At 48.2% G+C, this 13,513-nt stretch carries 11 protein-coding genes; all 11 read left to right on the top strand.

The window, feature by feature from the left end; genetic code table 11:
• The first annotated feature begins 88 nt into the window (after nucleotides 1–88).
• Entirely contained in the window at nucleotides 89–1,750 is a 1,662-nt protein-coding gene (locus tag CBF27_RS08085; RefSeq protein WP_126813809.1) for an alpha-glucosidase, read from the top strand.
• Nucleotides 1,751–1,769: 19 nt separating this feature from the next.
• A complete protein-coding gene (locus CBF27_RS08090) occupies nucleotides 1,770–3,548 on the top strand; it encodes a glycoside hydrolase family 13 protein (RefSeq protein ID WP_126813810.1) in 1,779 nt (592 codons plus the stop codon).
• Nucleotides 3,549–3,652: 104 nt separating this feature from the next.
• Nucleotides 3,653–4,915: an extracellular solute-binding protein gene (locus tag CBF27_RS08095; protein WP_126813811.1), complete on the top strand. Its 1,263-nt coding sequence runs from the start codon at nucleotides 3,653–3,655 to the stop codon at nucleotides 4,913–4,915.
• Between the two features lie 59 nt (nucleotides 4,916–4,974).
• The gene (locus CBF27_RS08100) at nucleotides 4,975–6,279 is read left to right on the top strand and encodes a carbohydrate ABC transporter permease (RefSeq protein WP_126813812.1); all 1,305 of its coding nucleotides are present in this window, start codon (nucleotides 4,975–4,977) and stop codon (nucleotides 6,277–6,279) included.
• A 1-nt stretch (nucleotide 6,280) separates the two neighbouring features.
• Complete coding sequence (locus tag CBF27_RS08105) at nucleotides 6,281–7,129, top strand: sugar ABC transporter permease (RefSeq protein WP_126813813.1); 849 nt, start codon at nucleotides 6,281–6,283, stop codon at nucleotides 7,127–7,129.
• Between the two features lie 9 nt (nucleotides 7,130–7,138).
• Nucleotides 7,139–7,960: a hypothetical protein gene (locus CBF27_RS08110; RefSeq protein WP_126813814.1), complete on the top strand. Its 822-nt coding sequence runs from the start codon at nucleotides 7,139–7,141 to the stop codon at nucleotides 7,958–7,960.
• Between the two features lie 4 nt (nucleotides 7,961–7,964).
• Nucleotides 7,965–10,253: a glycoside hydrolase family 65 protein gene (locus CBF27_RS08115; protein WP_281273680.1), complete on the top strand. Its 2,289-nt coding sequence runs from the start codon at nucleotides 7,965–7,967 to the stop codon at nucleotides 10,251–10,253.
• Nucleotides 10,254–10,282: 29 nt separating this feature from the next.
• Nucleotides 10,283–10,945, top strand: coding sequence for a beta-phosphoglucomutase (gene pgmB / locus CBF27_RS08120; protein WP_126813816.1), 663 nt, complete (start codon nucleotides 10,283–10,285; stop codon nucleotides 10,943–10,945).
• A gap of 151 nt (nucleotides 10,946–11,096) precedes the next feature.
• Complete coding sequence (gene hprK, locus CBF27_RS08125; protein ID WP_126813817.1) at nucleotides 11,097–12,026, top strand: HPr(Ser) kinase/phosphatase; 930 nt, start codon at nucleotides 11,097–11,099, stop codon at nucleotides 12,024–12,026.
• 10 nt (nucleotides 12,027–12,036) lie between these two features.
• Nucleotides 12,037–12,855, top strand: a complete 819-nt coding sequence (gene lgt / locus CBF27_RS08130) for a prolipoprotein diacylglyceryl transferase (RefSeq protein WP_126813818.1) — start codon at nucleotides 12,037–12,039, stop codon at nucleotides 12,853–12,855.
• A gap of 2 nt (nucleotides 12,856–12,857) precedes the next feature.
• On the top strand, nucleotides 12,858–13,502 hold the full coding sequence (locus CBF27_RS08135; protein ID WP_126813819.1) for an HAD-IA family hydrolase: 645 nt from the start codon (nucleotides 12,858–12,860) through the stop codon (nucleotides 13,500–13,502).
• The last annotated feature ends 11 nt before the right edge of the window (nucleotides 13,503–13,513 follow it).

A 13,513-nucleotide genomic window follows, 5' to 3' on the forward strand; every position in this document is an offset into this window, starting at 1 on the left:
AATGTTACCGTTAACAACGAGTTTGCTATTGTAATTGTGCGTAACATTTCATAGACTGTCAAGTGAATGAAGAAAAGGAGGGAATAAAATGGCACAGGAATGGTGGCGGCAGACAATTGTTTATCAAATCTACCCGAAAAGTTTCCAAGACAGCAACGATGATGGCATCGGCGATATTCCGGGCATCATCCGGAGACTTGATTACCTGTCTGAACTGGGTGTGGAAACACTCTGGCTGAACCCGATTTTTATTTCACCTCAGATTGACAACGGCTATGATGTGTCCAATTATTACGCGGTCGACAGTCTTTTCGGCACGATGGCGGATGTGGAAATGCTGATTGCCGGAGCGCATCAACGGGGGATGAAGGTCATGTTTGATTTTGTATTGAATCATACCTCACGCGAACATCCCTGGTTTCAGGAGGCGCTGAAAGGGCCGGATAATATTTACCGGGATTACTATTTATGGCACCCGGGCAGTCAGGACAGCGGTCTTCCCAATAACTGGGAATCATTTTTCGGCGGTTCTGTCTGGGAAAAGGATGAAGCGAGCGGCGAATATTATTTTCATCTGTTCGACAAGGAGATGCCGGACTTGAACTGGCACAACCCCGAAGTCCGTAAAGCCATGCTTGACATCGCTGCTTTCTGGATTGAAAAGGGGATTGACGGGCTGCGTCTGGACGCATTTATTCATATTATTAAAGACGATTTTAACAAACAACTGCCGGGGCTTGCTCAAGGTGAACTTGCATTGGCTGAAGAATATTATGCCAACCTTCCCGGTGTGCTGGATTATTTATCGGAGTTTATCGGCGGGGTTAAAGCTATCAAACCGGATTTGTTTATTTTGGGAGAGGCGGCTTCGGCAACACCTGAGTTGGGCAGCCGCTATACGCAGCCGGAAAATAATTTGTGCAGCAGTGTGATTTCGTTTAATTATTTTAAATTTGCTGAATCCAGTGCGGACGGGCTGAAGGACCCGCAGGCTGTCCAGCTGTTTAAACAGACAATGATGGACTGGCAAAAAACACTGTCTGCTGACCAGCTGCCGGCTCTTTATTGGAATAATCACGACATGGCAAGACTGGTGTCGCGCTTTGGCGATGACACTGTCTACCGTGACCGGAGCGCAACGATGCTGGCAGCGCTGATGTATTTGCAGTGCGGTATCCCCGTTTTATTGTACGGTGAAGAAATCGGCATGAAAAACCTCGTGCTGTCTGATGTGGACAAGCTGCAGGACAAACGGGCGCTCGAACAGAAACGCCGGCTGCTTTCGGAGGGCTGTTCTGAGGCGGAAGCTATGCACCTTGTCGTTTCACAGCATAAAGAAGCCAGCCGCGGCGCCATGCAGTGGGACGACAGCGAATTTGCCGGCTTTTCCAATGTTGCTCCGTGGTTAGGGGTTAATCAGGAGTCGCGTTATAATGTTGCGGCGGAATCAGCCGCAGCAGACAGTGTGCTGCACTTTTACCGCAGCTTGCTGGCACTGAAGCGCAGGCCGCTGTTTACTGAAGGCAGTATTGAATTTTTAGCAACAGCTGATACACTCTTCGGTTATACCCGCAGCTGGCAGGATGAACGGGCAGTGATTCTTTGCAATCTGACTGCCGAAGAACAGTCCGTTGCACCGTGGCTGCCGGCTGACCCGGAGTACAATGAGATACTGGCTAATTTTGACTTTTCAGGAAATGTGCACCGTCTGCCGCCTTATGGTGTGGTAGTGATTGTGTACGAAGACTAATTTCAGGAGGGAACAATATATGGAACGTTCAGCTTTATTACATCGACCGGACAGTGAATACGCGTATTTATATGAGAAGGACCGGTTTCATATTCGGTTGCGCACTAAACATAAAGATGTTGCGGCAGTGAGGTTAATTGCCGGCGACCCCTATTTGATAGATCAGGACAAATGGTATCAGCAGTCTGAAGCGATGACACTTTTGGCGTCAACAGAAGACTACGATTATTGGTTTATTGAAGTGTCAGCCAAATTCCGCCGTATCCAGTATGCTTTTCATGTTACCGGGGCAGATGATGAGGAAGTGTTTTACGGCGACAGAGGATTATTTGACGTAAGCCAGGCTGTTTTGGCCAAAGCGGAAAATTATTTCCGGATGCCGTTTTTCCATGAAATCGACCGCTTCAAATCACCGCAGTGGGTGAAGGAAACTGTCTGGTATCAAATCTTCCCGGAACGTTTTGCCAACGGCGACACGAGCAACGACCCGGCAGGCACACTGCCGTGGGGCAGCAAACTGCCGGGACGTGAAGATTTCTTCGGCGGAGATTTGCAAGGCGTCATCGATCATTTGGATTATTTGGTTGATTTAGGCATTAACGGCATTTATTTCTGTCCGATTTTTACGGCTTATTCCAATCATAAATATGACACCATTGATTACTTTGATATTGACCCGGCTTTCGGCGACAAAGCGCTCTTTAAAAAGCTGGTCAGCGAGGCGCACAAGCGCGGCATCCGCATCATGCTGGATGCGGTCTTTAACCATGCCGGCTACTATGCGCCGCAGTGGCAAGATGTGGTCGAACATGAGGAACAGTCGCGCTACAAAGACTGGTTCCATATCCACAGCTTCCCGGTGGCATACGGACAAAACGGTAACTTCGAAGGGGCGACAACGCTCTCCTACGATACGTTTGCCTTTACTCCGCGGATGCCTAAATTAAATACCGCCAATCCGGAAGTTCAGGAATATCTGCTGGACATTGCGACGTATTGGATTAAAGAGTTTGACATTGATGCTTGGCGGCTGGATGTGGCAAATGAGGTCGACCATCATTTCTGGAAACAGTTTTATCAGGCGACGATAGCCTTGAAAGAGGATTTTTATATTTTAGGCGAGGTTTGGCATTCGTCTCAAAGCTGGCTGAACGGCGATGAGTTTCATGCGGTGATGAACTACGCTTATACAGAAACGATTTTGAATTTCTTTGTCAAAGAGGAAATCACAGCTAAAAAAATGGTCAGCGGTCTGAATGAACAGCTGATGCTGTACCGTCAGCAAACCAATGAAGTGATGTTCAACTGTCTTGATTCGCACGACACGGCGCGTCTTTTGACCGTCAGCGGAGAAGATAAGGATGTGGCGAAGATGGCACTGGCTTTCACATTTCTGCAGCACGGCTCACCTTGTCTTTATTACGGGACAGAGGTCGGCATGCTGGGCGAAAATGATCCGGACTGCCGCCGCTGCATGATTTGGGAAGAGGAACAGCAGGACTTGGATATGCTGTCATTCACCAAAGCACTGATTGCGCTGAGAAAAGCGTATCAGCCGATTCTCTCTTACGGCGGACTGGCGTTCACGCATGTTAATAACGACGATAATTACCTGATTTTCCGCCGGGAATCCCCGGATGGTGTCATCGATGCTTACTTTAACCGCGGCACAGCCGGACATGCCGTCGTTCTGGGTTATAATGAGAAAATCATCATGAGTCAAAATGTGACGCAGACAGGAAAAGGGTTGACGATTGGCGAAAAAGGCTTTTTGGTCGTCGCTAAAACCAATGAGTGATTCTGTTATCGGTAACAGTGTAAAAACGGTTGCAGTGTTACTGATAACAAACTAGAATAAGTGTGTGGAAAAAAAGAAATCATAAACTTAGGGGGCTTTATGTAATGAACGTATCATTTAAGAAGTTTGGATTAGGCTTGCTGACTGCCGGTTTGGCACTTGGTTTGGCAGCTTGCGGCAGTGATGACAAAAAGAAAGAAGACACAGCCGCAAAGGACACAGGTTTAGAAATATCAGTCGATAAAGGTTACATCCCTTATTTAGAAGAAATCAAGGGCGAGTTTGAAAAAGAAAACAACATTAAAATCAAACTTACAGAACGCGACATGTTTGAACAGCTGGATGCTCTGTCATTAGACGGTCCGGCAGGCAAAGCACCGGATGTCATGATGTCAGCTTATGACCGCTTGGGACCTTTGGGACAGCAAGGACACTTGGCAGAAGTTAAATTGACGGACGACAGTATCTACAATGATAAAGACAAACAGCAAGTCACTGTTGACGGTAAGTTTTTCGGGGCACCGGCAGTTATCGAAACATTGATTTTGTACTATAATACAGAATTATTAAACGAAGCACCAAAAACATTTAACGAATTGGAAGAAATCGCCAAGGACGACAAATTTGCTTTTGAGAGCGAACAAGGCAAAAACGTCGGCTTCCTGGCTAAATGGACCGACTTCTACTTCTCTTACGGTCTGATTGCCGGCTACGGCGGCTACGTCTTCGGCGATAACGGCACGAACCCGCAAGAAATCGGTTTGAACAATGAAGGGGCGATCGAAGGTATCGAGTACGCAGTGAACTGGTTTCAGAATGTTTGGCCAAAAGGCATGATGGATATCAAGAGTGCCGGTGATTTTGTAACAGACCAGTTTACAAAAGGCAACACTGCGGCAATCATTGACGGACCATGGGCAGCCAACACGTACAAAGAAGCCGGCGTGCCGTTCAGCACAGCGAAGATTCCGACATTAGTAAACGGAAACGAGTATGAAGCATTCGGCGGCGGTAAAGCATGGGTTGTCAGCAACTACTCCAAGAACAAAGAAGTCGCTCAAAAATTTGTTGACTACGTGACTAACGAAGCCAACCAGACAAAATTGTACGAAATGACAAATGAAGTACCAGCGAACAATAAATCACGCGATGCAGCTGCCAAAGGCGATGATGCCTTGACTCAAGCGGTTATCGCTCAGTATGAAAATGCGTCGCCGATGCCGAATATCCCAGAGATGGGCGAAGTTTGGACCGGTGGTGAGAACTTGATGTTTGATGCTGCTGCCGGCAAGAAATCAGTCCAAGAAGTTGCGGACGCAGCGGTACAGACAATCAAGGAAAGTATTGCCCAGAAATACGGCAACTAAATGTTATAAAACGGCAGAGTTGCATCGCTTCTCTGCCGTTTTTATAAGATAGGAGAAAAATGATGGACAAAACACAGCAAAACAAAGATGTAAAAAAAGCGACATTATTGTCTCTAGTTCCTGGCTTGGGGCAATTTTATAATCAACAGCCGCTGAAGGGTGTCCTGTTTTTACTGATTACTGTTGCATTTGTTGTCGAACTGTTTCTGTTTGGATTTAGTGCAATTAAAGGATTTATAACACTCGGCAGTACACCGATTGAAGACAACTCGCTGTTTTTACTGATTGAAGGTACCCTGCAGCTGATTATCACAGTTCTGTTTCTTATTTTTTACGCCATCAATATTCGTGATGCCCGCATTATTGCAAAACGGTGGAATTCCGGACAACCGGTCAACACGTCAGCTAAAGCTATTTTGGCAAATCTTTTTGACCAAGGATTCCCGTATTTGCTGACATTTCCTGCGTATATTGTCATGACGATCGCGATCGTGTTCCCTGTGCTGGTGACACTGTTTATGGCATTTACCAACTATGACTTTTATCACATCCCGCCGGCCAACTTGATTGACTGGGTCGGGTTTAAAAACTTTTTCAGTATTTTCTTTTTAAGCTCTTATCGGGCGACATTCCGTTCAGTTTTAAGCTGGACAGTGATTTGGACATTGTGCGCCTCCACGCTGCAAATCGTGCTGGGGATTTTCACGGCGGTAGTTGCCAACCAGCAATTTATTAAAGGCAAACGCATCTTCGGCGTCATTTTCCTGCTGCCGTGGGCGGTGCCGGCGTTTATTACGATCATGAGTTTTTCCAATATTTTCAATGACAGTATCGGCGCGATTAATTCACAAGTGATTCCGTTGTTGAATAATCTCCCGTTCGTTGATATCAATGCCATCCCGTGGAAAACCGACCCGTTCTGGACGAAAGTCGCCATCATCATGATTCAAGGCTGGTTGGGCTTCCCTTATATTTACGTGATGACGACAGGGATTCTCCAATCGATTCCGTCAGAATTGTATGAAGCTGCCAAAATCGACGGTGCCAATGCTATCCAGCGGTTCAAAAATATTACCTTGCCGATGATTCTCTTTGTGGCGGCACCGGTTTTTGTCACGCAGTACACAGGCAACTTCAACAACTTCTCGATGATTTACCTGTTTAACGAAGGTGGACCGGGCAGTGTCGGCGCCGGTGCCGGTTCAACGGATATTTTGATTTCATGGATTTACAAATTGACCACCGGTAGCTCGCCGCAGTACTCAGTCGCTGCCGCAGTGACACTCTTGATTTCGATTATCGTCATCAGCGTCTCGATGATTGTCTTCAAACGGACGAAAGCATTTGATATGGAGGGGATGTAACATGAACCAGCTGAAATCAGTTAAAGTGAATCGCTTTTTGACCCGCTTTTTTACGTATCTTTTTTTAGTCGGCTTGTCAATCGTGATTATTTACCCGCTGCTGATAACCGTCAGTACTGCGTTTAAAACAGGGAACATCAGTGCTTTCAGTTTGGACTTCAACAGCCAATGGACGCTTAACAACTTCAACCGCTTGTTTAACGAAACGCTTTACGGCGACTGGTATAAAAACACGCTGATCATCGCCATTGTCACCATGTGCTGTCAGGTCGCCATCATTACGCTGGCCGGCTACACATACAGCCGTTACCGTTTTGTCGGCAGAAAAAACAGCTTGAAATTCTTTCTGATTGTACAGATGGTGCCGACGATGGCCGCTTTGACCGCTTTCTATGTCATGGCACTGCTGCTTGATGCCCTTGACCGTCCGTGGTTTATCACACTGATTTATATCGGCGGCGGTATCCCGATGAATACGTGGCTGATGAAAGGTTACTTTGATACTGTGCCGATTGATTTGGACGAGTCGGCCAAACTGGACGGTGCTGGTCATGTCCGGATTTTTGCACAAATCATTTTGCCGCTGGTCAAGCCGATGATTGCCGTTCAGGCGCTGTGGGCGTTTATGGGACCGTTTGGCGACTTCATGCTGGCAAAATTCTTGCTGAGAACACCTGAAAAATTCACCGTTGCGGTCGGTTTGCAGACGTTTATCAGCAATCCGCAAGACCAGAAGATTGCACTGTTTTCAGCCGGAGCCATTCTGATTGCCTTGCCGATTTCAATTTTATTCTTCTTCTTGCAGAAAAACTTTGTGTCCGGCTTGCTGTCAGGAGGAACGAAAGGATAAGGAAAAACAATGAAGAAAGTGCCCTTTCCAGTGAACTATTTCCAGTCGATTATCCATCCGGCCAAAGCATTTGCCAACCGCCGGTCATTGACTGTTTTGCAGCTTGTCATCGTGTTTATCTTTCTTAATATGCTGCTCATCAACCCGATTGTCTTTCATGCAGCAGCTCATCCCGCGGTTCAGCTGCAAGATGTCATGCCGGGGGTTGTCGAACAACTGGATGACCAGACATTTGAGCACCTGCAGCAGGTGCTAAAAGATGGCGCCATACCTGAAGATCAGCCTGCAGAGTTCATGAACGACCAGCAGACAGTGGGCGTCAACCTGACACAGACGCAGTTTGACGGTTTGACGAAGGGCATCAATGTGACACATGAGGCCATCTTGTTGAAAAGCGGCAGTGCAGCCGTGTTCACAGTGCCGTATTCCAAAACCTTCGACTGGACAAAGCCGGCAAACAGCCGGGAGCTGCAGGAAGCCGTCAGCCAAGAGTGGCAGTTGAGCAACAGGGTCAACTTGATGCTGACCACGACAGCTGTTTCCGGAGGGCTCATCGTTGTCAGCAATTTCTTGATCGTCCTTGGCGTCGCCGCCTTTGTCTGGCTGACCCGGATGAGCAGCTATTCGGCTATCCGGACGTACAAAGAATCAGTCAATCTCATTTTGAATTGTCTCGGTCTCAGCAGTCTTGCTGCGATGATAACCGGGTTCGTTCAGTTTGATGTGATTGTGATGATGATGGTTCAATCGTTCGGCATGGTACTGATGCTGCTGGCAGTGTTTGCGAAAACTAAATTTCAGGATAAACAAATGATTAAAATGAAAGAGTGAGGAAATCAACATGTTTAAACGACTTTTCGATATAGACCCTTGGAAGCTGACGTGTTCAGCTTTCGACAAAGAGAATGTCAGACTTCAGGAGAGTCTGACCGCCATCGGCAACAGCTATATGGGCATGCGCGGCAACTTTGAAGAAGGTTACTCGGGCGACTGCCATCAGGGGACATATATCGCAGGAATCTGGTATCCTGATAAAACACGGGTCGGCTGGTGGAAAAACGGCTACCCTGATTACTTCGGCAAAGTGATCAATGCTACGAACTTCATCGGTGTCGACATTATCATCAATGATGTCAAAATCGATTTGGCCACGGTTGCCCACAAAGACTTCTACATCGAATTGGACATGAAGTCAGGTATCTTCAAACGGAATTATACCGTGGAGCTTCCTGACGGTGTTGTGGCGAAGCTGGCGTTCGAACGTTTCGTCAGCGTTGCAACCAAAGAGCTGGCACTGATCAACGTGCACATCTCCTTGCTTGCCGGCAGTGCCTCAGTACAGCTGGTCCCTTATATGGACGGGAATGTGGTCAACGAGGACAGCAACTACGAGGAAGTTTTCTGGAATGAAACAGCCCGTGCGGCACAGCCATATCCGTTTTTGACGATGGAAACCAAAGAAAACCCGTTTGATGTGCCGCAGTTCAGTGTCACGACAATGATGGCTAACCAAGTGTCCTCAAACGGCAACATCCTCAAAGCACATACCGGCCAAAGGGAAAAATACCTCAGCGAGACGTACACAGTCGCACTGGAAGCCGGCGGCGAAGTCAGTCTGGAGAAATATGTGGCGGTCGTCACGAGCCGTGATGTCGCCGAAGAGGCTCACAGCCAAACGGCTGCGCTGATTCTGGAGGATGCTGTTGCTGAAGGTTACGGCCAGGCATTCGCAAAACATCAGGCCGTCTGGGCCGAGCGCTGGGAAAAAGCCGATGTGACGATTAGCGGCGACGATGAAGCACAGCAGGGCATCCGTTTCAACATCTTCCAGCTCTTCTCGACATATTACGGCGAGGACGAGCGGTTGAATGTCGGACCGAAAGGCTTTACCGGCGAAAAATACGGCGGTGCGACATATTGGGACACGGAGGCGTATATCGTGCCGATGTATTTGTCGGTGGCAGACCCGCATGTCACACAGCAGCTGCTGAAATACCGTCACAACCAGCTGCCGGGGGCATTTCACAATGCCCGCCAGCAAGGGTTGAAAGGTGCTTTGTACCCGATGGTCACTTTTACCGGTGTCGAATGCCACAATGAGTGGGAAATTACGTTTGAAGAAATTCACAGAAATGCCGCGATTGCCCATGCCATTTACAATTACACCATGTATACAGGTGATGAAGCGTATCTGGTGACAGACGGCATTGACGTCCTGGTTGCCATAGCCAGATTCTGGGCAGACCGTGTGCATTATTCCGCACGCAACGACAAGTACATGATTCACGGCGTGACGGGACCAAACGAATATGAAAACAACGTCAACAACAACTGGTATACAAATACGATGGCCGTCTGGGTCTTGCGCTACACGCTCGAGTCCCTGAAAAAAGTAGCTGCTGACAAGGCAAAAGAGTTGGCGGTCACAGCAGACGAGCAGGCTAAATGGCAAGACATCATCGACAAGATGTATTACCCTGAGGACAAGGAGCTGGGCATTTTCGTGCAGCACGATACGTTCTTGGATAAGGACTTGCAGCCGGTGTCGACACTTTCCAAAGAGGACTTGCCGCTCAACCAGAACTGGTCATGGGACAAAGTGCTGCGCTCGCCGTACATTAAACAGGCAGACGTGCTGCAAGCACTGTACTTCCTGAATAACGAGTATACACTGGAAGAAAAACAGCGCAACTATGATTTCTATGAGCCGCTGACGGTTCACAAATCGTCCTTGTCGCCATGCGTGCACAGCATTTTGGCTGCCGAGCTGGGGATGGAAGAAAAAGCTGTCGAGCTGTATGCCCGGACCGCCCGTCTGGACTTGGACAATTACAACAATGACACAGAAGACGGCCTGCACATCACTTCCATGAGCGGCAGCTGGCTGTCGATTGTCCACGGCTTTGCAGGGATGCGGACGCTGGACGGCAGTTTGACCTTTGCACCGTTTTTGCCGCAAAACTGGCAAGGCTACAGCTTCAAAATCAACTACCGCGGCCGCTTGATTGATGTGGCTGTTTCGCGGGGAGAAGTGGTATTCAAACTACTCAAAGGTGCTGCGCTTGATGTGACCGTCTGCGGGCAGCCAATGCGTCTGACAGACAGCAGCCGCGTGACATTGTAAGAAAAAATGACAGTCAGTGAAAGGATAAGATGATGGCGATTAAAGGATTTGTATTTGATTTGGACGGTGTCATCACCGATTCGGCAGAGTATCATTATATTGCCTGGAAAAATTTGGCAGCCGGACTGGGCATTGAGCTGGACCGCGCATTTAACGAACAGCTAAAAGGCATCTCGCGGATGGATTCGCTCAACAGGATTTTGGCCTACGGCAATCAGTCTGACATGTATGATGCGGCGCAGAAAGAAGCACTCGCTCAGAAGAAAAACGACGAGTATGTCAAACTGATTCAGCAGGTGACGCCGGCAGATATCCTGCCGGGCATCAGCGAGTTGTTTGCGGATTTAAAGGCAGCCGGCATTCGCATTGCCTTGGCATCAGCGAGCAAGAACGGTCCGTTTATTTTGGAACGGCTGGGATTGATGGCTCAAGTCGATACAATCGTTGACCCGGCAGAGTTGGCAAACGGCAAGCCTGACCCGGAAATTTTTCTCAAAGCAGCGGAACAGCTGAACTTGGCGCCGGCCGAATGTGTCGGCGTGGAAGATGCCGAAGCCGGGATAGAGGCAATCAACCGTGCGGGGATGTTCTCGGTCGGGGTCGGCACGAAAGAGGCAATGAAAGATGCTGATTACTATGTAACATCGACGCAAGAGCTGAAATTATCAGAGATTCTGCGGCGGGCATCGTAACAAGACAATGAAACAGCGGACAGGAAAAGAACACCTGCCGCTGTTTTTTTGTGTGCTTTCACAGTGGAACAAGGCGTGAAAGCTAGAATAATCCGCTATTAAATGATAAAATGTAACAGTTAGAAAGAAAGCGAAAAAAGGAAGTGAATCTGTGTTAACAGTTAAGGAATTAGTCAATGAACTCCAGCTGGAAGTCGTCTCCGGCGACAACTATTTGGAGCGTGAAATAAAATCAAGCGAAATTTCAAGACCCGGTCTGGAGCTGACAGGCTATTTCAGCTATTATGCCCACGACCGCATTCAATTATTCGGTAAAAAAGAATCCACGTTTTCTGACCAAATGACCTCAGAGGAACGCTACATTATCTTTAAGCGTCTGTGCGGGGAAGAAACGCCTGTTTTTGTGTTTGCAAGAGATTTAACAGTGCCGGAAGAGCTCAGCAAAGTGGCAACCGACAAGCACATCCCGATTCTACGTTCGCCAATCCCGACATCGCGGATTTCCGGCGTGATTTCCAATTTTGTCGAAAGCAAGCTGGCAGAACGGACAACAATCCACGGGGTATTGGTCGAAGTTTACGGCTTAGGTGTATTGATTCAGGGACAAAGCGGTATCGGCAAAAGCGAGACCGCACTTGAACTGATTAAAAAAGGACACCGGCTGATTGCGGATGACCGCGTGGATATTTATCAGCAAGATGAACGGACGATTATCGGCGAACCGCCGAAAATTTTGGAACATCTAATGGAAATCCGCGGTATCGGCATCATCGACGTGATGAATCTGTTCGGTGCCAGTTCTGTCAGAAACCATGCCCACATATCATTGGTGGCCAATCTGGAAAACTGGACGCAGGACAATTCATTCGACCGCCTTGGCAGCGAGCCGGAAACGATTCTTCTGGCCAATGTACCAGTGCCGAAAATTTCAATTCCTGTTTCAACCGGGCGTAACGTGTCAATCATGATTGAAGTGGCGGCCATGAATTTTCGGGCAAAGAGTCTGGGATACGACGCTTCGAAAAAATTCGAAGAAAATCTGACACGCCTGATAGAGGAAAATTCAAACGAGACGAAGTGAGGAGAAGAGCATGGCAGCATATATTGATCCGACGGCATTTACATTCTTCGGCATCGACATCAAATGGTACGCGATTATCATCGTGTCGGGCATTGTGCTGGCCGTCTGGCTGGCCAACAAAGAAGCAGTCAAAGTCGGACTGCGCGAAGACGACATCACCGACTTTATTTTATGGGCGCTGCCGCTGGCATTTATCGGCGCACGGCTGTACTATATCATCTTTGATGACTGGCGCTATTATCTGGAAAACCCGCTGATGATTCTGGCTTTTCGAAACGGCGGACTGGCCATTTACGGTGGCTTGATTGCCGGCGGACTGGTGGTTTACTTTTTCACACGCTACCACTTTATTTCAACTTGGAAGTTTTTAGATGTCGCAGCACCGAGCGTGATTATTGCGCAATCCATCGGCCGCTGGGGAAATTTCATGAACCACGAAGCATTTGGCGGCAACACGACCCGCAGTTTTCTGGAAGGCCTGCATTTGCCTGAGTTTATCATTGACAACATGTACATCGACGGCATTTACCGGCAGCCGACTTTTTTATATGAAAGTCTGTGGAACCTGCTCGGTTTTATCGTTCTGATTGTTTTGCGCCGCCGGAAAGAATTTTTCCGCGAAGGCGAGATTTTTCTCAGCTATTTGCTGTGGTACGGATTCGGACGCTTCTTTATCGAAGGGATGCGCACCGACAGTCTGATGGTTTTCGGACAGCTGCGGGTTTCGCAGCTGTTGTCGGCAGTCTTGTTCTTGGCGGCGGCAGGACTGATTGTTTACCGCAGAAAAGTGGTACAATCGCCTTATTATGACCGTAAAAAGGAGAAGTGATTATGACGGCCATTGATACGATTTTATTTGATTTTGACGGCACACTGGGGGATACGAACCGCTTGATCGCGGAATCTTATCTGTATGTATTCGACAAGTATTTTCCCGGCCAGTATGATTTGAACAGCGTGCGGAAGTTTAACAGTCCGCCGCTCTACGACGTTTTTGCCGAAGTCTACCCGGAGGATCCGCAAAAACTGGTGGATGAGTACCGGGCATTCAATCAGGAAAAGCACGATGAACTGATCCGGCCGTTTCCGCATGTGACAGAAGCGCTGGATGAACTGAAACACCACCACCTGCAGCTGGCAGTGGTCTCGACGAAAAAGCGGAGTGTGCTGAACCGGGGGCTGAGCGCTCTGAATCTGACTGGCTATTTTGACGTGATTTTAGGCGGCGATGAGTATCAACATGCCAAACCGGCACCGGACGGACTGGATACAGCTGTCACGCTGCTTGGCGCAGAAAAGGAGCAGAGCATCATGGTCGGCGACAACTGGCATGACATCGAAGCAGCGAATCAGGCGAAGATGCGCGGCGTTTTTGTGGAATGGTCTGAAAAGCCGCTCACGGAAATCTTGCCTTACAAGCCTTATAAAACTGTAAAGAGTATGTTAGAATTAACTTCATGGGTTCTTTCTAGCTAATTAAACGGAGG

Source organism: Vagococcus acidifermentans (assembly GCF_003987655.1).
Taxonomy (GTDB): domain Bacteria; phylum Bacillota; class Bacilli; order Lactobacillales; family Vagococcaceae; genus Vagococcus_B; species Vagococcus_B acidifermentans.